Origin of the sequence: Providencia sp. 21OH12SH02B-Prov, from assembly GCF_027362595.1 — a bacterium.
Classification (GTDB): domain Bacteria; phylum Pseudomonadota; class Gammaproteobacteria; order Enterobacterales; family Enterobacteriaceae; genus Providencia; species Providencia zhejiangensis.
The window spans coordinates 3735483-3758536 of record NZ_CP114796.1 but is presented as its reverse complement, the minus strand read 5'-3'; the positions used below and the strand labels follow the sequence as shown (position 1 = coordinate 3758536).

22 protein-coding genes are annotated in these 23054 nt (G+C 37.4%); 18 read left to right on the top strand and 4 right to left on the bottom strand.

Translation table 11 applies throughout. The annotated features are described in order from the left end of the window. Window positions 1–44: 44 nt before the first annotated feature. Window positions 45–971 carry a DUF808 domain-containing protein gene (locus O7C57_RS17390; protein WP_163860656.1) on the bottom strand — a complete coding sequence of 309 codons (927 nt, stop codon included), beginning with the start codon at window positions 969–971 and terminating at the stop codon, window positions 45–47. 310 nt (window positions 972–1281) lie between these two features. Here O7C57_RS17390 and O7C57_RS17385 point away from each other — a divergent pair, with 310 nt between their 5' ends. After that, a complete protein-coding gene (locus tag O7C57_RS17385; protein WP_154624925.1) occupies window positions 1282–2265 on the top strand; it encodes a glycosyltransferase in 984 nt (327 codons plus the stop codon). A gap of 50 nt (window positions 2266–2315) precedes the next feature. Here the strand turns inward: O7C57_RS17385 and O7C57_RS17380 are convergent, their stop codons facing one another. Further along, window positions 2316–3263, bottom strand: a complete 948-nt coding sequence (locus O7C57_RS17380; protein ID WP_269723380.1) for a nucleoside hydrolase — start codon at window positions 3261–3263, stop codon at window positions 2316–2318. Between the two features lie 339 nt (window positions 3264–3602). Here O7C57_RS17380 and O7C57_RS17375 point away from each other — a divergent pair, with 339 nt between their 5' ends. The 13 genes from O7C57_RS17375 to O7C57_RS17315 all read left to right on the top strand — a co-directional run bounded on the left by O7C57_RS17375 (window position 3603) and on the right by O7C57_RS17315 (window position 16536). After that, the gene (locus O7C57_RS17375; protein ID WP_163860657.1) at window positions 3603–4373 is read left to right on the top strand and encodes a helix-turn-helix transcriptional regulator; all 771 of its coding nucleotides are present in this window, start codon (window positions 3603–3605) and stop codon (window positions 4371–4373) included. Window positions 4374–4608: 235 nt separating this feature from the next. Then, complete coding sequence (locus O7C57_RS17370; RefSeq protein WP_163860658.1) at window positions 4609–5913, top strand: NAD(P)/FAD-dependent oxidoreductase; 1305 nt, start codon at window positions 4609–4611, stop codon at window positions 5911–5913. Window positions 5914–5960: 47 nt separating this feature from the next. Next, the gene (locus O7C57_RS17365; protein WP_154622586.1) at window positions 5961–6329 is read left to right on the top strand and encodes a cupin domain-containing protein; all 369 of its coding nucleotides are present in this window, start codon (window positions 5961–5963) and stop codon (window positions 6327–6329) included. A 26-nt stretch (window positions 6330–6355) separates the two neighbouring features. Next, a complete protein-coding gene (locus tag O7C57_RS17360; protein WP_154622585.1) occupies window positions 6356–7849 on the top strand; it encodes an aldehyde dehydrogenase family protein in 1494 nt (497 codons plus the stop codon). A gap of 1274 nt (window positions 7850–9123) precedes the next feature. Next, on the top strand, window positions 9124–9411 hold the full coding sequence (locus O7C57_RS17355; RefSeq protein ID WP_154635553.1) for a helix-turn-helix domain-containing protein: 288 nt from the start codon (window positions 9124–9126) through the stop codon (window positions 9409–9411). 265 nt (window positions 9412–9676) lie between these two features. Then, window positions 9677–10219, top strand: coding sequence for a fimbrial protein (locus tag O7C57_RS17350; protein ID WP_154635552.1), 543 nt, complete (start codon window positions 9677–9679; stop codon window positions 10217–10219). A 58-nt stretch (window positions 10220–10277) separates the two neighbouring features. Then, the gene (locus tag O7C57_RS17345) at window positions 10278–10820 is read left to right on the top strand and encodes a fimbrial protein (protein ID WP_154635551.1); all 543 of its coding nucleotides are present in this window, start codon (window positions 10278–10280) and stop codon (window positions 10818–10820) included. A 14-nt stretch (window positions 10821–10834) separates the two neighbouring features. Continuing rightward, a complete protein-coding gene (locus O7C57_RS17340) occupies window positions 10835–13309 on the top strand; it encodes a fimbria/pilus outer membrane usher protein (protein WP_269723379.1) in 2475 nt (824 codons plus the stop codon). Window positions 13310–13318: 9 nt separating this feature from the next. Further along, window positions 13319–14026, top strand: coding sequence for a fimbrial biogenesis chaperone (locus tag O7C57_RS17335; protein WP_154623694.1), 708 nt, complete (start codon window positions 13319–13321; stop codon window positions 14024–14026). 28 nt (window positions 14027–14054) lie between these two features. Then, window positions 14055–14453: a hypothetical protein gene (locus O7C57_RS17330; protein WP_154623693.1), complete on the top strand. Its 399-nt coding sequence runs from the start codon at window positions 14055–14057 to the stop codon at window positions 14451–14453. Continuing rightward, window positions 14446–14946 (top strand): fimbrial protein, encoded by a 501-nt coding sequence (locus tag O7C57_RS17325; protein ID WP_154623692.1) that lies wholly within the window; start codon window positions 14446–14448, stop codon window positions 14944–14946. Before O7C57_RS17330 ends, O7C57_RS17325 begins: the two co-directional genes overlap by 8 nt. A gap of 14 nt (window positions 14947–14960) precedes the next feature. Beyond that, entirely contained in the window at window positions 14961–15494 is a 534-nt protein-coding gene (locus O7C57_RS17320) for a fimbrial protein (protein WP_154623691.1), read from the top strand. Between the two features lie 16 nt (window positions 15495–15510). Then, complete coding sequence (locus tag O7C57_RS17315) at window positions 15511–16536, top strand: hypothetical protein (protein WP_154623690.1); 1026 nt, start codon at window positions 15511–15513, stop codon at window positions 16534–16536. Window positions 16537–17120: 584 nt separating this feature from the next. Here O7C57_RS17315 and O7C57_RS17310 read toward each other — a convergent pair. Beyond that, a protein-coding gene (locus O7C57_RS17310) for an IS1 family transposase (RefSeq protein ID WP_269723143.1) occupies window positions 17121–17818 on the bottom strand; the annotation gives its coding sequence in 2 pieces (ribosomal slippage) (window positions 17121–17569 and window positions 17569–17818; 699 coding nt in all). A 108-nt stretch (window positions 17819–17926) separates the two neighbouring features. On the opposite strand from O7C57_RS17310, the gene O7C57_RS17305 reads away from it, so the two are divergent. Then, window positions 17927–18724 (top strand): methylenetetrahydrofolate reductase, encoded by a 798-nt coding sequence (locus tag O7C57_RS17305; protein ID WP_154622785.1) that lies wholly within the window; start codon window positions 17927–17929, stop codon window positions 18722–18724. A 140-nt stretch (window positions 18725–18864) separates the two neighbouring features. Continuing rightward, window positions 18865–19635 (top strand): N-acetylmuramoyl-L-alanine amidase, encoded by a 771-nt coding sequence (locus O7C57_RS17300; protein ID WP_154622784.1) that lies wholly within the window; start codon window positions 18865–18867, stop codon window positions 19633–19635. 241 nt (window positions 19636–19876) lie between these two features. On the opposite strand, the gene O7C57_RS17295 is transcribed toward O7C57_RS17300, so the two are convergent. Next, window positions 19877–20548, bottom strand: coding sequence for a LuxR family transcriptional regulator (locus O7C57_RS17295; RefSeq protein ID WP_154622783.1), 672 nt, complete (start codon window positions 20546–20548; stop codon window positions 19877–19879). A gap of 398 nt (window positions 20549–20946) precedes the next feature. On the opposite strand from O7C57_RS17295, the gene O7C57_RS17290 reads away from it, so the two are divergent. Both O7C57_RS17290 and O7C57_RS17285 read left to right on the top strand, forming a co-directional pair. Beyond that, window positions 20947–22440 carry an APC family permease gene (locus O7C57_RS17290; protein WP_154622782.1) on the top strand — a complete coding sequence of 498 codons (1494 nt, stop codon included), beginning with the start codon at window positions 20947–20949 and terminating at the stop codon, window positions 22438–22440. Then, window positions 22415–23020, top strand: coding sequence for a DUF3156 family protein (locus O7C57_RS17285; RefSeq protein WP_154622781.1), 606 nt, complete (start codon window positions 22415–22417; stop codon window positions 23018–23020). The genes O7C57_RS17290 and O7C57_RS17285 overlap by 26 nt, the downstream gene beginning before the upstream one ends. Window positions 23021–23054 lie beyond the last annotated feature (34 nt).

Here is a 23054-nt window from a genome sequence, read left to right as displayed (position 1 = left end):
TAATATAGCGACCCTATATCAAAGATATAGGGTTTTTTTTACTTTTAAGCGGTTAAACGATTTTTAGCTTGTTTAATTAACGTGATGAGTAAGACGAGGACAATACCCACGAGCAAGCCGAAAATAAGGTTTGCAACAGGCGGCGTGATGAACTGCATGATTGAACCTATGGTTGGAGTGAGTGAGGCTGCTAAGGCTAACTCTTCAATCCAATTATAGATAATGCTAATACCATGAGTCAGAATTCCACCGCCAACCATAAACATTGCTGCGGTACCTACAATGGATAAGGTCTTCATCAAATAAGGCGTCGCATAAATCAAGCCTTTACCTAGCTGACTTAATAATTTTGCCCTTTTTTTCTGCAAGTAGAATCCGAGGTCATCAAGTTTTACGATACCCGCAACTAGCCCATACACGCCTACCGTCATAACAATCGCAATGATGGATAGAACAATAACTTGATTCATAAATGTTGTGGCGGAAACAATACCCAGTGTGATGGCTATAATCTCAGCAGACAGTACGAAGTCAGTGCGTACAGCACCTTTGATTTTACTCTTTTCAAATGCGGCAAGCTCTTCGGGTGACATTGTGGCTTGTTGTTCTCTTTTTTCGCTCCTGTCTTGGTTTGAATGCAGATACTTATGCATCAGTTTCTCTGCGCCTTCAAAGCACAGATAAGCCCCACCTATCATAAGGAGTGGTGTGACTGCCCAAGGAATAAATGCACTAATCAGTAAGGCAAGCGGAACTAATATCAATTTATTGATAAATGAACCTTTAGCCACGGCCCATACAACAGGGATTTCTCGTTCGGCTCGTACCCCCGTCACTTGTTGGGCATTTAACGCGAGATCGTCACCTAACACGCCAGAGGTTTTTTTCGCGGCCATTTTTGTCATGACGGAGACATCATCTAATACAGCTGCAATGTCATCGAGTAAAGCAAGTAAGCTACTTCCTGCCACAGAGTGATCCTTAATTATCCAATTTAAGATGCATTTAATGTTAATTAGGCTGATATTGCGATAATTAGTTCATCTTTGGATAGGTAAATAAATCTGATTTGGAGAAAATTCATGAAAATGGTCAAACGGAATGTCGTGTCTTTTTAATTATGAATTTTTTATGACAATGGAACCTACTGATCAATTTTCTCTCTAATCATCTAACTTATCTGGTTTAGATTGATGTCGGATATTGTACTTTTAGTCAAATAATGACGGAAAGTGACCCATAGAGGCACTTTCGAATGGAATGGTTTAATAAGGTTATTACATGTCTTCTCAGCCGGTTTTGAGTATTGTTGTTGCCGTTTATAATGGTGAAAAATTTCTTCCTCATTTTTTTGATAGCTTGCTCGCGCAAAACTTAAGTCATTGGGAGCTGATCGTTGTTAATGATGGCTCCACAGATAACAGTGAAGAGGTGATACGCCAGTATCAAGCTAAATTCGCCTGCTTTAAATTACTCACACAAGAGAACCAAGGCGTTTCGGTGGCTCGTAATACAGGGATGGCTCAAGCCGTAGGGCAATACATCACTTTTCCTGACATTGATGATGAAATTAGCCCGAATATGTACGGTCGCCTGTTGGAAATCGCGCTCGCCGGCGATTTGGATGTAGCCACCTGTAATGGCACTTATATTTATACCAATGGAGATGCACCAAAGGCCATTTTCCCGCCTAATAAGGTTCCTTCTACTGGCATAATTAGTGGCCCAGAATGGCTAGAAATAGGCCTAAGTTCACGCAAGTTTTTGCATGTTACATGGTTAAATCTCTATCGTTTAGATTTAATCCGTCAACACAATTTCACGTTTGAACCTAAGCTACATCATCAGGATATTCCTTGGACGACGGAACTCTTGCTGGTGGCGAAGCGCGTTCAATTTATCAACGAACAGTATTATGAGTATTTAATTCATAACCAATCAGTTTCCCATTCCCTGACAGGGGATGAACGCTCTGTTCGCAAAATTAATACTTACTTGAAAATCATTGATATGTTACTCGACATATACAAGCGCTACCCAGAACAAGTCAAACAAGCCCCTTCCTGCTTGTGGCAAGTTGGTAAAGAAGGCCTCGGCATCACTCAAGCATTACTTTCCATTCAGTCACCTGAAATCCAACGTGATATGACACGGATGTTCTTTGAAAAAGGTTATTGGAACGTGATTTGGTCTCATGCAACGACGGTAAAATTAAAATGGCGGTTGATTCGTCGCTACAGCAAACTAAAAGCCATCGCTAAATAATTATTTAAAGGGGGATAGCGATATAAACTCCCCCTTGTCGATGCACTAACTTACTGATGAGACAAACGTTTTAGGGATTCAAAGAATAATTTCCATAAGCCATCATTATCTAATTGTGTCGCGACTTGTGTATGGCAATCACTGGGCAGTGGGTGTCGAAAATCAGTGACTGTCATGCCGGTGGTTAATGTGCCTTGTAGTTCAATATTCACAGGGGCTTTTTGCGTTTTAATTAATGTGGGATCAATAACATATGCAACAGCGCAGAGATCATGTACTGGCGCGTGCTGATTGGTACCACTGCGTTGACGATATCCGGCAGTGTAGAAGTTCAGCGAGTCCACGACAAACTGGCTGATTGGCGTATTGAGTGCGGCAATATCAGCCATGGTTTTATCCGTTGGTCTTGCTTGATGTGTTAAATCCAAACCAACCATAGTGAGGGGCCAGTGCTCATTAAACACAATGTGAGCAGCCTCAGGATCGATAGCGATATTAAATTCAGCAACCGCAGAACGGTTACCCGTATGATACCCACCTCCCATCAAAACAACTTCTTTGACGAGTTCAACGATTTCAGGCGCCTTTCTCACAGCAAGTGCAATGTTCGTTAGGCCACCAATAGGCACTAGAGTGATCGTTGTCGGTGGATGAGCTTTTAATGTTTCAATGATCAGATCCACGGCATGACGTTGATCAAGAGGAAGCGTCGATTCAGGAAGATGCGTGCCATCCAATCCACTTGTGCCGTGAACTTCGGGAGCATTTTGGATCTTGCGTACTAATGGGCGATGGCAGCCGGCAGCAATAGGAATGTGTTTAGCCCCCGCGAATTCTGTTATTGCTAAGGCGTTACGAGTGACTTTTTCTAACGTTTGATTACCCACAACAGTAGTGATAGCCAGTATATCGATATCAGGGTGTCCTAGGGCCAATAGGATTGCCATTGCATCATCATGGCCAGGATCACAATCTAAAATGATTTTCTTTTGTGTCATTTTCTCTCCTAAAGTCGGTAAGTCTACAGTGAATGGCGGATAAAATAATAAATCATAGTCTCAATAGCAGTAATTCAATAGGTTAGTCGTTTTAATTAAATGATTAACATAAAAAATTTAGGCGGGAAATTTTGTTGATACACCTAGAAATTATAGGGATAGAGATAAATAGTTGGTAACAAATTATTAATACTTTTGGACGATAGTGTGATTTAATTAACATATTAATAACAATAGAATTGAGTTGCTAGGGATAATATGGTTTTTATAGGCTTTGAGTTATGATTTTATCGCTTAGAGCTAATAGCTTATTAATAAGTTAATAACTTTGGAGGCAGAATGGAAAACTATCTGGATAAACTACCTGATGTGATTGATTCTGTTGCAACCAACCAGTTTTATCCCAATTTATTATCTTGGCTATCATCATTTATCGCCTTTGATAATGCGATTGTTTATTCCTTTGAAAAAAATGCCCCACCGCGTTTCCTTTCAAAAGTGGAAAAACGTAATAGTGATAGCGTAAACCGTATCTACCAGCGCGGCGCTTATCTTATGGATCCCTTCTATCAGGAGTTACAGAAAGGGGGCGGTTCACAAGTTTTAACATTACGGGAATTGGCTCCGAAAGGTTTCTATCATACAGATTATTATCTCAATTTTTACCGCAAAACGGGCTGGTGTGATGAAGCTGGGTTATTGCTAGAAATTACCCCAGATAGGCAGCTAGGTATCTTTTTTGGCAATGAAGATGAACCGTTTTTATCTGAAAAATCGACCCAAGCCCCCCTAAAAGAAGCTTTTGAAATCATTCGTAGTATGGCGAAACTGCATAAAGAAGTTTCACCGAATGATGTTTCTCATCATTATCGTTTAGCGGATATGCAGACTCATTTTGGTTTAACGCCAAGAGAGTGTGAAGTCGTTGAGTTGATCCTTGAAGGTAAAGGCTCCCCGCAAATTGCTGAATCGCTATTTATTAGCTTAGGTACGGTAAAAAACCATCGCAAAAACATTTATCAAAAGTTAGACATTCGTTCACAGGCTGAATTATTTAACTTGTTAATGAGCCATCATCATTATTCCTCTTATCGTCATCGTTTATGTTAAAAACTAGGCTCTAAATAGCACTAGATAATTTAAATTATTAATATCAAAACTAAACTTAATCAATTGATTTAAAAATATAAATATTGAATTTTTATTTTGTTGTTTATATCTAAATATTCTACCTGCGTCACAAATGTTAAATTGATGTTTCAAATGTCCCTAAAGGGCTATGTAAATGTTAATTCAAGGTTAAGATAATCAAGGTTATCGAAAGATACTAAACAGGGTATCCATTATGAATAACCAAGTAGAATCATTGACTTATTATGCTGCTACCAAAAAGTATGATCTCCGTTTTCCAACATTAAAAGAAGATCTTGATGTGGATGTCGTGATCATTGGTGGTGGGTTTTCCGGTATCCATACAGCGCTTGAGTTATGTGAAAAGGGCATTACTAATATTGCCATTTTAGAAGGGCGCTATTTGGGGTATGGCGGAACTGGGCGCAACGGCGGTCAAGTGATGGCAGGTATTGGCCATGATATTGATGCGATCAAAAAATATGTAGGGAAAGAAGGCTTAGAGACCATTTTCAAATTGAGCAATATGGGTGCAGGGATCATGCGCGACCGTATCGCTAAATATAATATTGATGCCGATTTTTGCAGTGGTTATGCCTATTTAGGTAGTAACAAACGCCAAGAAAAAACCCTACGTAGCTGGTTAAAAGATTTTAAAGCCGTTGATCCAGAGGAAGAAATTGAATTTTATGCAGGATCAGATCTGAAACAGATCATCGGTTCCGATGCCTACACTTGCGGTATAAAGCACATGGGCGGTGGTCATGTTCACTCGTTGAATCTGCTGTTAGGTGAAGCGAAGGCGGTTAGTGAAGTCTACGGTGCAAAAATTTTCGAAAACAGCCAAGTTCTTAATGTCGAATATGGGAACACCGTGACTGTGCGTACGGCAATGGGGACGGTGCGAGCTCAAAAAATGTTGTGGGCTTGTGACTCATTCCTTAACGGCCTTGAACCTACGATTTATCCAAAAACCATTAATACCTATGCTTATCAATTAATGACAGAAGAACTACCTGAAGAGTTAATTGAACGAATAAGTCCTATTCGTGGTGCTTATAGCGATATTCGTCCTGTCATTGATTACTATCGTGTGACCAAAGAAAACAGATTATTGTTTGGCAGTTCAACCCATTTCCTTGAGTACATTCCTTCTGATTTAAAAGCTTGGAATCGCAATTTGATGCTGAAAATTTTTCCATACTTGAAAGATGTCAAAATCGAATTGGCATGGGGTGGACCGATGGCATGTAGTGCTAACCTATTTCCACAAATAGGCTCATTGCCACAGCATAAAAACGTGTTTTATGCGCAAGGTTACTCAGGTTTTGGTGTAACACCGAGCCAGATCGTTTGTAAAGTGCTTGCTGAAGGCATGGTTGAAGGGTCAAGTCGTTATGACTTAATGAGTTCCATTCCTCATGCCAATATTATTGGTAAAGATAAACTTCGTAATGTCATTGTGTCATTGGCGAAAATTGCTCACCAAACTTCGGGTTACTGGCAAGGGCGCCGCTAATCTAAGTATTTCTGTATCATCTTGTTAATTTATAAAAAGGTAACGTCATGATTAGTCCATTATTACTAAATAAGCCACTACCAGAATTACTCAATATTGGCAGTGTTACGAACTTAGGCTCTGTCGTTGTTGAAGGTGATCCGCAAGCAAGCGTTGCGATGATTCATGGTGAACCAACAGATAATTTAACTTGCGGTATTTTCGCCTGTACCAAAGGTAAATTTAAAATGGTTTACCCATTTGATGAAATGGCTACCGTATACGAAGGTTCGGTTAAACTGACCGATGTAAAAACCGGAACAACTGTTGAATACCATAAAGGTGACTCTTGGTTTGCTGCTAAAGGCACTGAAGTCCTGTGGGAGATCACCGCTGAACGTTTTGTTAAGCATTACCTTGCTTGTGTAAATGCATAATTAACTTTTAAAGTGGAGTGATAACGATGAATAATTTAGCCCTATTACCGGAAGTAAGTGCGTTTTTACAACGCCAACATGGACATTTTATTAACGGCCAGCCAGTTTCCGGTGAGGGGGATGCCTTCTTTGACGTCGTTAACCCCGCCACAGAGCAAGTTATCGCTAAAGTGAAAGAAGGCACTAAGGCTGAAGTTGATAGTGCAATGGAAGCCGCTTATGCTGCTTTCCGCGGTGCTTGGGCGCAAACCACACCAATGGAAAGAGGTAATTGCCTAAATCGCTTAGCTGACTTGCTCGAAAAAAATCTTGAAGAGCTGGCTCAGCTTGAAAGTTTATGTTCAGGAAAAACCATTCAACTATCTCGTTTCCTTGAAATTGGCTCTTCTGCACAGTTTTTACGCTATTTCGCGGGTTGGGCAACCAAAATCAGCGGTGAAACACTGAATGTTTCTTTGCCGTCATTTAAAGGTGAACAATACCGAGCTTTCACGCAACGTGAACCTGTTGGTGTGGTTGCAGGGATTATTCCATGGAACTTCTCTATTATGATTTCCATTTGGAAGCTGGCGGCGGCGCTGACTTGTGGCTGTACTATTGTGTTAAAGCCAAGTGAATTTACGCCATTAACGATGCTGAGAGTGGCTGAATTAGCCAAAGAAGCAGGCATTCCTGACGGTGTGATTAATATTATTAACGGTGGGGGACGTGAAGTTGGCCCAGCGTTGATTAGCCATCATTTATGTTCAAAAGTGACCTTTACTGGCTCTGTACCGACAGGCCTCGCTGTTGGTCGAGCTGCAATGGAAGGGAAGCTCACCCGTGTTACCTTAGAATTGGGTGGAAAAAATGGTGCAGCATTCCTCGCGGATTTGCCAGTTAACAAAATTGTTGATGGGATTATTGAAGCGGGATATTTAAACCAAGGACAAATTTGCGCGGCAGCTGAACGTTTTTATATTCCATCATCACTGATAGAAGAAGTGCTTGCTGAGTTAAAACAGCGTTTATCAACATTCAAAATTGGCTCTCCTTTAGATGAAACAACGGAAATGGGGCCTCTAGCTAATAAAGCGCATTATGAAAAGATTTTAGGCCTATTTGAAAAAGCTCGCCAAGAAGGTAATGAAATTATTTATGGTGGTCAGCCTATTGCTGGTACTGGTTACTTTGTACCACCAACGATTATTCGTGCAAATAGCCCTAATGATGCATTAATGAAAGAGGAAACATTTGGTCCAATTGGCACTTTCTTAAGCTATGACGATGAAGAAGAGCTAATTGAGCAAATGAATAGTACACCATTTGGTTTAGCGGCAAGTCTGTGGACCAATGATCTCAGTAAGGCCATGCGAATGATTTCTCGTATCGAAGCCGGGACTGTTTGGGTCAATATGCATACGTTCCTTGATCCCGCAGTGCCCTTTGGCGGAGTCAAATCATCCGGCATTGGTCGCGAGTTTGGTAGTGCATTCATTGAATACTACACTGAATTGAAGTCAGTTATGGTACGTTATTGATTGTTAATGCTTTTATACTCAACACGTTTCTAATTAGGTAGGGGCAAAGGCTACATTGGGGTCATAAGTAGCGATTAGAATCGTGATTTAGAGTATTTTTATGTCGATTTTAGAGTGGTTAACCCAGCTTTGGCTGGGTTTTTTTTATCTCCCAAAAGTCAGGCGTAGATTTTCTAACATTAGCCTTAAAGGGAAGTTGAGACTCGGCTGGAGAAAACTATCAGTGGAGGTCGCTCATGAAAACCAGTGCTCCCTGAGCTTTTGTTATCTTTTCCTCTTGGTAACGTCGGTATCACAATCGCGCCAAGAGCGCCTGAACAACGTACATAACCCAGTGTTAGGTAGGGTACAGAATGCCCTTTAGATAGGTTAGAACGTTTTCTGATATTGATTGTGGGCCGATGCAGGATACCGCTTATCTATTCACTATTTTTAGTCTAAAGATAGATATCAAATCACCGTAAACTCATTTCAGTTTAAGTGCCACGTACAAAAGCCACCTAGCAAGAGTGTGTTATCCGTGTGCAGGTAACCGATTTGAAGGTTATTTGTAACGGAATTCACTATTCACTCTCAAATGACCAACTCTCGATATGATTTTGCGTTGGTTTTTAGGGAACATTTTAAAAATTAACACGAAAAGGGAGTTTACCTTTATTTACAAAAAGCCAATATGTGAGATGCAAGATGTTTTAGTAGATAATGCTTTGGTGGTAGGGGTAAATAATCATAAAGACAATTAAAATGTTTATTTTTTAATTTTAAATATTATAAAAAACAATGGAACTCATTTTCGTTGTTTTTGCTTTTAATTATTTTATTTACGATAATGTTATTAAATTTGTTTTTATCTAAAAAATTATTTTGGCTAAAAACATGGAAAAGGAGTATGCGTATTTTTTAATGTTTTCATATGTAACAATTTATTTTAATAATGGCAGGTAAATATACGGATATTAATTTAATGGGATTATTAAAACATAAAGTAATCATTTAAAGTGTATTATCCGAAAAGTCTTTTTAATCATTTGCTTAGTTGTAAAAATCCAGTAGTTGTATTTATATTATTATTTAATTCACCGATCAAATGACGTCACTTGATAGATTTTGCCTATCGTAAGTGGTTTGTTCGATCGAAATAAACTTCTTTAATCGAATATAGATAAGAGTTAGATTACATGCAAATAAAGAGTATTTAATTATCTAATGATTTATTTCTATTTAAGTTTTCATTTTTTTATTTTGATAAATACTTTCACTAGAGAGATTGTTTTATGGTTTCACAAGAAAAAGAACATTTTGGTGTGATTAACTCTGAAATTGGTGAGTTTATAAGAATGATTAGAATAAAAAAAGGGTTAACAGGTGCAGAGCTTGGTAAATTAATAGGTGTAAGTCAACAGCAAATATCACGGTATGAAAGAGGTTATAATACACTCTCATTATCAGATTTTACATTTATACTATCAGTGATGAATGTGTCATTGTTAGACTTTATTTCATATTCGTCATTCTTTAAGTCTGATGATTGTCATATAACGCCAAAAGATTATATGCTATGAAGTCATAGCCTATTTCTGTTTAAAGAATCTTTATAGCATAGGTGAAAGTTAAATTAAATTTAGCTGTATTGTCTTTCTAATATACCAAATTAACCTTTTAGCTTTATAGCTAATGGGGATGGACTTCGCTAATTTTTATGTATTAGAAAGTGTTTTATTTAAAACGCTTTCTAATACAGATATGTTTATCTGTGTTGAGTAATTAAATAGTCTTAATTTTATTATTCAATTTATAATTAAACTTAAAACATTGATAGGAAATAGTATGAAATTAAATAAAGCTATGGCTGTATTAGCAGCGGCTATGTTAACCACATCTTTCGCTTCACTTGCAGATGTTAACTCAGGAACCGTGACTTTTAAAGGTGAAGTTCGTGATACTCCTTGTAACCTAGATGCGGGCCAAGGCGGTACAGCAACGGTTGTTGATTTTGGCCAACTATCTCTAAGCCAATTAAATGCGGGCGATTCAAAATACAAAAATTTTGAATTGAACCTGAAAAATTGTTCTTTGACTTCTATTGACGATACAGATCCACAAAACCCAATCACAGTTACTAAGACTGCAACTATCACTTTTGATGGTGTTAGCAAAATTGCAGGTCAAAATCTTTTAGCAACATCAGGTAGCGCAGCAAACGTTGCAGTTGGTATCAAAGATATTACTTTTGGAACTCCTGCGGCACTGAACCTACGTGATGGTGATAATACATTGACTTATTCTGCTTTCGTTAAGAAGGCGGGTGCTAATGCTGTAACAGCAGGTGATTTCTCAACGATCTCTACTTTCGAAATCGCATACCAGTAAGTTATACAGGCTCCTTCACTATTAGGCGAAGGAGCCTATAATTTGAAAAATTAATACTATGAAAAGCTTGCTGATTATTACCCTGTTATTCTCACCTATTTTCAGTATGCCAGTCTTAGCTGCAATGAATTGGGGACAGGCAACAGTAAAAGGAGAGATACTCGCTTCTGGTTGCTCAATTCAATTGACGAGTAAAGACCAAATTATTGATTTTGGTGCCTATGCCTTAAGCAAGTTAGAAGAAAATAAGATAAAGAAACCATTTAAAATAATTTTAAAGAATTGCCAATTATCAAACTCTTACTTTAATGATGAAAAATCACCTGTACGAATAAAGTTTACGGGTCCAGCAACAAATAATTTTAATGGCTTTAAATTTAATGATGCCGATGGTTTAGCTATTTATATATTAAGTGGAAGCGATGTTGTTAAACCTAATCAATACTACCCAATTTATAACTTAAAAAGAATATCCGGGAAAACAAAATCGATTAATGAACAGCAACTAGACTTTTTATCTGAGGTTATTGTTGTTGATAAGCTAAAGCCTCAATTAGGAGAATTCTCAAGTATCATTACATTTGATATCGATTACTATTAATCTAATGAGTATTTATGATGTTATCAACAAAAGAAAAAATAACGATATTCATGGTATCGATGCTTTGTTTGACTAAGGTATCTTACTCTGTAGAGTTTAATACCGATATACTTGATAGCGAAGATAAAGCGAACATTGACGTCTCAAGATTTAAAAATCCTAATTTTATTCTACCGGGAACTTATTTCTTTAACATCATTATAAATAGTACTCAATTGACGCAGTCTACAGTTCCTATTCAAATTATTGGTGATAGTACAGATGCCTCGGTCAGTGATGTGTGCATTGATAAGTCATACATTAATAGCTTAGGTATTAAAGAAAAGTATATTGACCAATTAACCTATTGGAATGATGGGGCGTGTATTGATTTTTCGGCATTAAAAGGGGTCAGTGTCGTCCCTAATTTATCCGAAGGCACTGTGACGCTGAATATCCCACAATTATATCTCGAATATATGGATAATAACTGGTTACCCAAATCATTGTGGGATGAGGGTATCAGCGGGTTGTTATTAGATTATAATGCAAACTATCAATATAGTGATCGGGATAGCTTAAAGAATCAGATTGCTTCCATTAGTGGATATCTTGGCGCCAATATGGGTGCATGGCGCCTACGTAGTGAATACTATGGTAATTATCAAAAACAAAATTCCAATGGTAAAACATCGACAATACGTAATTTTTTATTTAATGCCATTTATTTATATAGAAACATAAAAGCCCTAGATTCAAAACTAGTGATTGGTGAGAGTACAACCCCCTCACAAATTCTAGAGCCAATTAAGTTTACAGGATTATCCTTATTCACTAATGATTCTATGTTACCACCAAGGTTACGTGGATATGCACCAGAGATAACAGGTATAGCTAAAACGAATGCGCGAGTGGTCATTACACAACTCGGACGTGTCTTGTACGATGGAAATGTACCCGCTGGACCATTTAAGATTCAATCATTAAACAGTGGAACGCGTGGTGAGCTTAACGTAAAAATTATTGAGCAGGATGGTACTGAGCAACAATTTACAGTAAGTAGTTCGAATGTACCGTATTTAACGCGTCCGGGCACCACGCGATATAACGTATCTGCGGGGCAACCGACAAAAGTGGATCATTCGGTATATCGTGGTGTGTTCTTTTTTAGAGCAGAGGCTTCTCACGGTTTAAATAATAATTGGTCGTTAAACGGTGCAACAGATATTAGCCAAGGCTATCAACAGGTTTCATTAGGGGTTGGTCGCTTTATGAATCGGTTTGGTGCACTTTCGGTGAACATTACGCGTTCGTTCGCACAATTAGACCATGATAGTCCTTCAGGTAATTCATACAGTGTTAATTACTCGAAAACATTCGATGACTACGATATGGACTTAACTTTTGCAGGGTATCGATTTACGGATAGGAAATACTATACATTATCCCAATATTTAGACTTAAGAGATGATAGGGTTGTTGATAGCGAAAAAGAACGTTATCAAATAACGCTGTCTAAGCGCTTAGGTGAGTTTAATATAAATTTAAATTATCAATTGCAACAATATTGGGATAGAGGTCAAACTCATCAATATGGTCTTAATATAGGTAAAAGTATCAATCTTCCTTACTTAAAACTACAGGGAGGAAGTATTACATTGTCAGCAAATAGAAGCTATTATCAAAATAAATATGATGACCAAATTAGCTTAATGCTTTCTGTACCATTTGGTAAGCAGTTTTATACTTTTGATACAATGAAATATAACGATACTTATAATTCGCGTATTTCAGTGTCTAATTTAACAGATGATAATGACTACTATAATATAAGTGCATCGACAAGCTACGGTAAAGATGCCAAAAAACAAAGTACACTTGCTGGAATGTATGATTTACCGACACGCTATGGATCTATCAATAGTAATATGTCTATCTCGGATAAAGGGGATAGTAGTTTAGGATTAGGGCTCAATGGTGGGGTGACATTGACGCAACATGGTGTAGCTTTACACAGTTCATCATATTCTTCTGCCTCAAGGCTAATGATAGACACAAATAATATTGCGGATGTTCCTTTAAATAATGGTACAACCGTGACGAATGGATTAGGTATTGGCGTTATTCCTAACATGACTAACTATTATAAAAATAGTTACAATGTGGATATGAGTAAATTACCCGATAATATTGAATCATCAAATACAATTTATGATATTGCATTAACGGAAGGCGCTATTGGATATAGAAAAATAAGTGCAGATAAAGGGTTTAAATTATTTGCAACGATTAAAATGTCTGATAACTCAGGGTCACCACCATTTGGTTCTCAGGTATTAAATGAAAAAGGGCGAGAGGTCGGAATTGTAAGTGATAATGGATTAGTTTGGTTAACAGCTGTTCAATCAGAAGAAAAGTTAAATATCAACTGGTCTAATCAAACACAATGTAGTACGACCTTACCAACCTTAGATAATGTAAATCAAATTATTTTAATTTGTGAGAAATAGAGAATTTTTATGAAATATAAATTATTGTTAATTCCACTATTATTTATAGCACATAACAGCATGGCCGCGGTTTCTCTTGATAGAACAAGAGCGATTGTAGAAGGGAGTTCTAATCCAGTTGTTATTAATATTGAGAATCAAAGTGATACTTTACCCTATTTAGCTCAGGCTTGGATTGATGATAAAAATGGTAATAAATTAACAACAGGGCCGTTAATTGCAACACCATTGGTTCAACGTTTGGAACCAAACGTCAAAAGTATGATTCGAATCTCGACGACGGATGTATCTAAGTTACCGAAAGATAGAGAGTCTGTTTATTACTTTAATTTAAGAGAGATCCCTCCTAAAAGTGATAAACCGAATGTGATGCAGGTCGCATTACAGTCAAGAATTAAATTATTCTATCGCCCAGAGGCAATTTTAGATAAGGCAAAAACCAATTGGGCTTTAGATTTAGAGTTACAATCTGTCAGTAATGGTTATGTGGTTAAAAATACATCACCTTTTTATTTGACCGTGATAGGCTTAGCCGGTGATAAAAATAAATCAGAAAATGGTGCTTTTGATTCGTTTATGATCGAACCTTTTGGTTCTTATCAAGTCAAGACTGCTCATTTTCAAAAGCCTTATCTTACTTATATTAACGACTATGGCGGAAGACCAACAGTTTCATTTAACTGTAATGCATCTGTCTGTAAAGCTGATAAACAATAAATTTCAGAGCTAACAAAGTGAGAGTGCAATGAAGTATTTTTATTTAGTGTTTTACACTTTATTTATTTCATTTAGTAGCATGGCCACTCAGTATGAGGAAAATAATTATTTTCCTTCGAATGATGTGACATCTGCAATGAAGATGAATGAATTAAGTGGAAAACTGAATTTTAAAATAAGTTTAATGTACTCTCCGTGTGTCATTTTAGCTAATGAATATGTTGGAAGTTTCTTTTTTATTGAGCTAGATAAATGTTTGTTTAATGATAATAATATAAAAATTCCATTACAGGCAAAAGCGAAAGTGCTTGAAGGTAATCAGCAAGTGATGGCACCTCAGACGCTATTCTCGGGGAGAAATAATGTTTATCTACAGACTAAAAACATTAAGGGTAGAGCAGTGATTATGGAGCTAGACTATGATTAAAAAAATACTGGTCATATTACTTAGCTTGATGGTATCTCCCACTTTTGCCAGTGAATTGGTTATTAATTTTAATGGTAATTTAGTTGATAAGAAATGTGAAATTAAACAATCAGAGATAATAGTTCAATTTATACCTTATTCATTAGGCTATATTGAAGTCGGTGGCAATATCTCGGATAAAAAATCATTTTCAATTGAATTTCAAAATTGTACACCGACACTGATGAATAAGATTATAAAAATTTCATTAGATTCTACTAATGTCTATAGGCGAAATGGTGTTGATTATTTGAAAACGCAAGGTGGAACTGGTCTCATTGTCGGTCTAGAAAGCATGAGTGGAGAGCCTATATCATTTAATCAACCTTTAGAAGTACAGGTGACTAATGATAGTAAAGCAGAATTAGTTTTAAATGCTTTTTTAACTAAAGGTGATTTCGCTAAACCTGGCACTATTCATGGCACAGCAAGTGTTATGGTTAATTATAATTAATAAGAGGAAATAATATGATAAAGACAAGACGGTTACTCTTATTATTATTGTTTCTATCCAATTGGAGTCTTGCCGCTGATTTTAATAGCGGTCGTGCCGATGTCAGAATAAATATTAGTGCCACGATTGTTGCTCCGGTCTGTACCGTTTTAGGCAATAATAATCAATCACCCTTGTTTGTGAACTTTGATAACGTTGATTTTTCTGACGTAGAGAGTGGAACTGCTTATCAAGATATTCAACTTAAATATAGCTGCGCGGGTAGTTCAGTACCCGCTAATAAAGTGATGAACATATATTTATATCCGACAAAATATGGCACTTATACACAGGTAGGTAATAATGTCTTACGCACATCAAAGGAGGGATTAGGTATTTCGTTGACAAAAGAAAATACTAATCTTGATTTAAATAAATGGATCCCTTTTGGAAGTCATGAGCTAGAAGGCTCATTTATTCTTCGTGCATCGCTAATTACACCTGATAAATCACTATTAACTGAAGGTAGCTTTGACAGTACGGTGGCTATTTTGATGAGTTATTTATAAATCTGAATTAGGTCTTATGATGAAAAAAATTTTTTCTTTACTACCGGTCGTATTATTTGCTTTTTCAAATATTAGCTCCGCTGGAGACCCTGATGATTGGACTGTCATGGGATATAACGGCACTCAGTTTACCGCAAATACAACTTGGACGGGGGCTAATTTTAATGGTGTAAACTTAACGTTGAATGCCATTTTAAGTAGCTCTGGCGGAAGAATGACAGAATATGCTTGGGGGACTCGTGCCTGTGCTCCTTATGGTGGTTCTCCTAATTCAATTAACGTGCAGTATGTTATCGTACCAAATACCGTGAGGTATGTGGATCCTGTAACGCGGGAGGCATTTGATTTTAGAATTGTTTTACCTCAATCGTTGGGATCAATTTCGGGATATCCTAATACTCAATATGCCAAAATAGGTCAAAGTGCAGGTAATGTCGGGCGTGCAGTGTGCAATTCAGTACCTTATACGCCGATGGCTTTTAGTGGGCAAACGGCAGTAACGTTAATTAGTAATACAAATTTACCGATTAGAAATACACCGCATATTATTCAAGTGGATACAACTTTGTTTGGGGTAAGGAATCCGGAGGTACCTAGTAAATGGTTAAGTTCCGTTGCGCTAATCCAGCCTAAAAACTCAGCAAGGTTAAACTTTTATGTCACAGTGGTGAATACTTGTCGAGTTGATAAAACGCAATTAGATTTTAATTTTGGTACATTACCTCAGTCATTAGCAGAAGGTAAAAATCTGACTAAAGCAATAACGGTGAGTTGTACTCATCCCGGTAATATTAAAGTGACTTACCGACCATCAAAACCCATTGATAGTGCTAATCCAACTCGTACTAGTTTAGATTTAGGTAACACGTCATCGGGTTGGTATGGTGAGCTATCCGTGGATAATAAAAAACAGTTGATTACCACTCTACAAGGCATTACAAATAAAACATTAGATATTGGTATGACATTAGGAAAAAATAGGGCTAATGCATCGGTAGGTAATATGAGTGGTGGTGGTGTATTAATCTTTGAGTATATTTAATTTGAATTGTGTTTGACGATGGTGAAAATCAAAGGATTGATTTTCACCATTTTTTATTGATATTAACATGTATAACGAGTCAGTATAAACGATATTTAATATATGCTTTTTTTATGATTCTCTTCATCTTTTGAGTTCACTCTCACCATTTTTAATTCTCAAAATCATAAACGCTAATAATAATGAAATTAATCGTTTGATTTCCTATATCAACCTCGTAATTAATTAAATATTGATTGATTCTGTCTGTTCGATGAGTTCGTGAGTATGCGCCATGACTGAGTTGATAGAAAAACACAACTTATTTTATACGTATTTTGTTTGTTGAAATATTTTAGTTGTCCTCTTATGATGAACTATAATTTAAATAAAAGGATAAAGTTATTGAATATGAAACTAAAATAAATCCGTATTTTCTCACTTGAATAGTGAGTTGAGAAACCGTGTTTCACGTCATCTATAAACGTTTAATAAAATGATTAAAGGTATAAGATGACCTCTGTTTTAAATATTCGATTGTTTTATTTTTGGGGATGTCGTTACTTATGATTAATGAATGGGTCGTGTATTCAATATAGAGATCATCATAATAGGTAGTATTCGCGTTCAATGAATGTACCGATGATTTTGTCATGCATTTCAGGTGACTTCGAGTAACCTAACGTCTTACGGTTAAGGCGCTTCAAGCGGTTTCTCAGGTTCAAATTCTCTCTTTCTATTCGTTGCGTATAAAACTTACTTACCACATGTTTCTGCTTGGGCAATATCTCATAAGCACTGAACTTATCCGTGCACCAAAAAGCCACATTAAACCTAGACAGTAAAGCCAGTAACTGGTGAAGAGTCCTTTTGTTTCGACGACCAAACGTATGAGCAATTATCCGTTTTAGGCGGGGCTCCCACGCATACCAAAGCCAGCGTTGTTGCTTCTTATTACCCACAAAAGACCACTGTTCATCGACTTCGCAAAGGAGTTCAATGTGCAGATTATCAAGGGGTAAAGAGGTTACCTGCTTCGGCGAGAGTTTTTTAAAGTGCGAACAACCGCATTAATGCTGATATGAAGGGCTCTAGCGGTATCACGAATACCGGCATTATTCATCGTTAGGTCGATAATTTTATCTTTGGTACCGGGCTGGCAGGCACGATATTCATAGTCGAGTTGGAAGCTTCGGCAGCAGTCTTGACAACGATAACGTTGATGACCTGTACTCCCTAGGCCATGTTTTTTCACTGAGGGAGTTTGTTGACAAAATGGGCACCTTACATCGACTTTAGCCATGAATATTCTCCGATAAATTACCCTATATTACAGATTAATCACCAGATTGAATACATGACCAATGAATGAGTGAAGCCTTATTGGCGAAATGTTAGAGAGCGAGGGTATATGGAAACAGCCTTGAGCTTTGAAATCAGTGCTATGCCTAAAATAGATAATACATTAGAACGTTTGCTAAAAAATACTGAAGCGTTAACGCCCCTATTCTATACAGTGAATACTGAGATAGGTAAAACTGAATGGCGAGATACCTATAACACGTGTTGTCAATTAAAGAACCTTACTCATGTAAATGTTGTTCCTCATGTTGCGATTAATAATAAAGATGAATGTGAGTTATGTTTTATTATTGAAGAGTATTTAAAGAATGATATAACAGAATTGTTTGTCATTCGGGGTGATAGACACCGTTTTGATGAGAAACTCCCATTTAATTATGGCATAGAGCTTATTGATTTTATTCGAGGGCGATACCCTGAAGTAATGATAAAATCCAGTGTTTATCCTGATTATCACAAAGAAAGTATCACACCTGAAAGGGAGATTGATTGGCTAAGAAAAAAATTGCAATTAGGCGTTACAGAGCTGATTAGTCAATTATGTTTGAATAAAAATGCATTTTCTTATATGAAAATGCAATTGGGGAATGATAGCCCTATTACGATATCAATGATGCCTATACTTAACTTTAGTTTTATCGAGTCGTTTTTGAAAAATAATGCGATCGATTATCCATTATGGATAAAGAAACACATAAGACCGAGTAATATTAATAACCATAGGGAATTTGGTATTCAGCTTACTCAATTTCTAATCGAAGAGTATATAAAAGAGAACAAGCGATTGCATTTTTTTACATTAAATAATGCAGAGATAGTCAAAAAGCTATTTGATAAATTGAGATGAGTTATCTGAATATCACTGACAGAGTGAACTACTTTTTCCAGCGAAATTAATATTGGTTTTATCCCGACAACAATAGGGGATGATAATCAGTTTTAATTTTATCCTTGTTAGGCTAATTCAGTATCAATGAGGGCATGATAATGTTAAAAGTCGATTACAATGCGTACCGTTCAATAAAAGGTTTTAATCGTAGAGTAAGGTTTTTAGTCATGCATTATACTGCTTTGAATTTTCAAGGTTCAGTTAATGCATTATCAGGAAATGCCGCTGTAAGTGCTCATTATTTAGTTCCCGACCCAACAGATAAAATGTATACAAATGCTGGATTTAAGGAGATGAGGGTCTTTAATTTAGTTGATGAAAATGAAAGAGCTTGGCACGCAGGCGTGAGTACATGGGCCGGTAGAACTAACTTGAACGATACTTCGATAGGTATTGAAATTGTCAATGAAGCTCAAGATAACAACGGGAATTTTCTTTTTCCGCCTTATAATGAAGTGCAGATTGAAGCAATCAAACAATTAGCATGCAATATTATCGAACGTTACCCTGATATTACTCCTACCAATATTGTCGGACATGCGGATATTGCACCTGATGGGCGTAAAAGTGATCCCGGTGCAGCGTTTCCTTGGAAACAACTTTATGATGCTGGAATTGGGGCTTGGTATGATGAGGCAACTAAATCTTGTTATATGCAGAAATATAACGGGGGATTACCAGCAAAAGCAGAAATTTTAGAGAAGCTAAAACGCTATGGGTATGACGTTTCAAAAGCGAATACAGATAATGGCTATAAAATGCTAATTCGCGCTTTTCAGCTTCACTTTAGACCAGAAAACTATGATGGTATTGCTGATGTTGAGACGGTTGCGATCCTTTATGCGCTAGTTGAAAAGTACTTCCCTTAATGTCATGGCGTTAGTTGAATAACAGGACTTTGCCTAATACTTCATTGAGTATGATAGTGAACGTATTTATTTAAGAATGAAATGCATTGGTGTTCAAGCCTATTTGGAGAGTAACGTAATAGGGGCGTTGCCAATGCATTTACTCCCATGTTGTATTATTAAATAAACAAATAATTGTGATGGTCAATGAATCAAATATATTGGTTTTTCCATGAATTCATTAAGGGCTGTGTCTAAGCACTTACAGCATCTTTTCTTGGCGAATAATAAAACCGGATGAAACGAGTTCTGTACGGTTACTAACATTGGCTTTAGTGAAAATATTGCGTAAATGCGTTTTGACAGTAGATAGCGATACGCCAAGTTGTATGGCAATGCGCTTGTTACTTGCTCCTTCTCGTACTAAGTGAATGATTTCTTGTTCTTTCGGCGTATAAGAAACTAACGAGTCAGGTAAAATATCAAATGTCATTAATTCAGCGACAGGTAGGATGGCGTTGAGTCGCATCACTTCTTGTTGTTGAAATGGCGTATCGCGTAAGACAGAAATGCCTGCAATAATTTTGTTTTTACGGCGAATAAATATTTCTGCCATGTCAGTGATGTTGTTGGGCTTCATGAAATCATTATAGAATTCTTGGCTTTGTTGTTTCATGTCCGGCGCCATTCTAACTAAACGCAGATCATCACCACGGAATTTATCAGGGTGTAACGGATCTAATTGATAAAAATGTTTCAAATAATCTTGATGCATACGAGAGCTGATCCCATAGAGCACATGGTTATCAGGTTGCCAAAGATCGTCCACCAAATAATAAACGGATGCTGAAACAGGAATAATATGAGCAATTGTGTTCAAGCAACAGTTAATCAATGTTCGCTGGTGGTAGCACAAAGAGGGTGTCTTCATCATATTCCCTTCCATAGTTGGTCCAATTATTATCATGCAATTAATTTTCGTTAACATAAAATAAACATGTTAATAACGTGAGCTTGATTACAATATTTGAACTTCATCGGTCATAAGCCAGTTCAACCAATTCGCCAATCAGTATATTTCGTTGATTGTTTATTAATATATTAATGAACACTCAGGTTTCTATTTATTGATATTTATTGGTTTATTCATTTTTGATGTCATTTACTCGGTACTTTTCGTATGTCTCCTCGAAATTATCCCTCCCTATGGGTATCGTCCTTTAGGACGATAGCGGCATGTTTATGCTTATTTCTATAGTTGCAATACAGTCACTCTATTTTTACAAAAAATTCACAATCTTGACTGCGTACTGAGAAAGAGAGGGAAGCAAAATGAATATGTCCTCAAAATTAACGTCACACATTGAAAAGGGGAAGGTGGGATTTCCAACCACTCTCGCTAGCTCTGTGGGCGTGATTATGGCAAGCCCTGTCATCTTAACGGTGACAAGCGGTTTCGGAATTGGTGGTGATACTTTTGCGCTAGCCGTGTTGCTGAGTTTTATCATGATGCAAGCCCAGTTGACGACATTTTCTGAAGCCGCGGCTATTTTGCCAACATCAGGTTCTGTTTACGATTATATTTCATGTGGTATGGGGCGTTTCTGGGCAATCACGGGGGCGTTATCGGCCTACTTGATTGTGCATGTCTTTGCGGGAACGGCTGAAACAATCTTGTCAGGGATCATGGCATTGGTGAATTTTGAGAGTCTCAATACCGTGATGGAAAGTAGTAATACATCTTGGATGGTTGGTGTCGGTTTAGTGATTACTTTTGGTTTGTTGAATGCATTTGGCATTGAAGCCTTTAGTAAAGTAGAAGTTGTTCTGACTTTTGCGATGTGGAGTACGTTGGTCATCTTTAGTATCAGCGGATTAATGATGCCTTTCCATGCTTCTGTTGAAGGGTGGTTTGGACTCGGTTTAAATGTTGCGGACCCGACATTAGTATTGAGCTTTGTTGGTATGGCAATGTTCATGTTTGTGGGTTGTGAGTTGGTGACACCAATGGCACCTGAAATTAAGAATTCAGCCAAAGTGATCCCTCGTGCTATGGCAACTGGGTTATGTGGTGTCGCTTTCTGTATGTTCTTATTTGGTGCGGCCATGACTAATCAAGTTGAAAACGTTATTGTGGACCCTGCGAATAATATTAGTTTGTTAGAAACCCCAATGGCGATCCCTGCCTTTGCTGGTCAAGTCTTTGGTGATATTGGTAAATATTGGATTGGTATTGCGTTATTGTTAGCGGGTGGAGCAACGATTAATACCCTGATGGCGGCAGTGCCTCGTATTCTTTATGGTATGGCTCTTGATGGTGCATTACCGCGTATTTTTGCTTATCTGCACCCTCGTTTTAAGACACCGGTTTTTGGGATTTTGGTTGCGGTAATGATCCCTTGTTTACATACATTCGCAATTCAAGGTGATTTAGATAGGATCATTCCGCTCGTGCTAGCAGCCGTCTGTTCATGGGGAACCGCCTATTTATTAGTTACGATTTCGGTTATTTCACTGCGCATTCGTCGCCCTGATTTGCACCGTGCTTATCGTTCGCCGTTTTTCCCAATTCCACAAATTATTTCTAGTGTCGGGATTATTTTAGCGATCGTCTATATTACGCCACCAGGTATGAACAAGTCAGATGTGTATATTCCCTTTATTATTATGTTAGGGCTAACCGCAAGCTATGCTTTAATTTGGACCGTGTTTGTGCAAAAAGTGAATCCGTTTAAACCGGTTTCAGTTGAGCAGGTGTTATCCAGTACATTTACCGAAGAAGAGTTGAAGGGGGTGAAAGTTGAACCATTACGCAACCTCGCCTAAATGCTCTATTTGGCAACGTTTAAGTAAAAAACGTCTACCCGCTGGCTATCAACAAGGCTTAACACTGAATAGACTAGAGCGTGATATTTTACCGTATCAATGTGAATGGGGAGCTCCGGGGGAGCTCCTGATACATCCACACGGTGAACTGACTGTTCAAGTGACAGAACGCGTTAAAACGTTATTTATGGCTTTTATTGTATTTAGCCGCTTTTCTGTGACTGGGCATTGTGGTGAGGCTATCAATGCACAGATTTCGGTGAAAACCACGGGGAGTTTACGCCGTAAACATATTCACTTTGTCTCTAAAGATGAAGAAGGACAAAAACTCATTAGTTTATTGCAACAGTATCCGATCATTTCGCAAACGTTAGCCGAGCTCGATTTTAATGATTGTCATTTGCATATTCGTAATGGTGTTTGGTCTTGTGAGATAGAACCTTTTACCGCTTCAGAGCTGGTGTGCCGAATTCCTGCAACACGCCGCTATTTACGTTTAACGCCGGAACAAAGGCATCGTTTATTGAGTGTGTTGCAATTGTTCCACCAATTTATGGAAAAACATTATCTCAATCATTGAGTTTGAAATATTAATTTGATAGTAATGTTCGCTA

What these genes read in the sequence shown, in the direction of transcription:
- O7C57_RS17345 (WP_154635551.1), top strand. Translation starts at nt 10,278, where the DNA reads ATGAAAAGCTTGCTGATTATTACCCTGTTATTCTCACCTATTTTCAGT.
- O7C57_RS17325 (WP_154623692.1), top strand. Translation starts at nt 14,446, where the DNA reads ATGATTAAAAAAATACTGGTCATATTACTTAGCTTGATGGTATCTCCC.
- O7C57_RS17380 (WP_269723380.1), bottom strand. Translation starts at nt 3,263, where the DNA reads ATGACACAAAAGAAAATCATTTTAGATTGTGATCCTGGCCATGATGAT.
- O7C57_RS17335 (WP_154623694.1), top strand. Translation starts at nt 13,319, where the DNA reads ATGAAATATAAATTATTGTTAATTCCACTATTATTTATAGCACATAAC.
- O7C57_RS17385 (WP_154624925.1), top strand. Translation starts at nt 1,282, where the DNA reads ATGTCTTCTCAGCCGGTTTTGAGTATTGTTGTTGCCGTTTATAATGGT.
- O7C57_RS17360 (WP_154622585.1), top strand. Translation starts at nt 6,356, where the DNA reads ATGAATAATTTAGCCCTATTACCGGAAGTAAGTGCGTTTTTACAACGC.
- O7C57_RS17350 (WP_154635552.1), top strand. Translation starts at nt 9,677, where the DNA reads ATGAAATTAAATAAAGCTATGGCTGTATTAGCAGCGGCTATGTTAACC.
- O7C57_RS17290 (WP_154622782.1), top strand. Translation starts at nt 20,947, where the DNA reads ATGAATATGTCCTCAAAATTAACGTCACACATTGAAAAGGGGAAGGTG.
- O7C57_RS17340 (WP_269723379.1), top strand. Translation starts at nt 10,835, where the DNA reads ATGATGTTATCAACAAAAGAAAAAATAACGATATTCATGGTATCGATG.
- O7C57_RS17375 (WP_163860657.1), top strand. Translation starts at nt 3,603, where the DNA reads ATGGAAAACTATCTGGATAAACTACCTGATGTGATTGATTCTGTTGCA.
- O7C57_RS17365 (WP_154622586.1), top strand. Translation starts at nt 5,961, where the DNA reads ATGATTAGTCCATTATTACTAAATAAGCCACTACCAGAATTACTCAAT.
- O7C57_RS17295 (WP_154622783.1), bottom strand. Translation starts at nt 20,548, where the DNA reads ATGATGAAGACACCCTCTTTGTGCTACCACCAGCGAACATTGATTAAC.
- O7C57_RS17315 (WP_154623690.1), top strand. Translation starts at nt 15,511, where the DNA reads ATGATGAAAAAAATTTTTTCTTTACTACCGGTCGTATTATTTGCTTTT.
- O7C57_RS17370 (WP_163860658.1), top strand. Translation starts at nt 4,609, where the DNA reads ATGAATAACCAAGTAGAATCATTGACTTATTATGCTGCTACCAAAAAG.
- O7C57_RS17305 (WP_154622785.1), top strand. Translation starts at nt 17,927, where the DNA reads ATGGAAACAGCCTTGAGCTTTGAAATCAGTGCTATGCCTAAAATAGAT.
- O7C57_RS17330 (WP_154623693.1), top strand. Translation starts at nt 14,055, where the DNA reads ATGAAGTATTTTTATTTAGTGTTTTACACTTTATTTATTTCATTTAGT.
- O7C57_RS17320 (WP_154623691.1), top strand. Translation starts at nt 14,961, where the DNA reads ATGATAAAGACAAGACGGTTACTCTTATTATTATTGTTTCTATCCAAT.
- O7C57_RS17355 (WP_154635553.1), top strand. Translation starts at nt 9,124, where the DNA reads ATGGTTTCACAAGAAAAAGAACATTTTGGTGTGATTAACTCTGAAATT.
- O7C57_RS17300 (WP_154622784.1), top strand. Translation starts at nt 18,865, where the DNA reads ATGTTAAAAGTCGATTACAATGCGTACCGTTCAATAAAAGGTTTTAAT.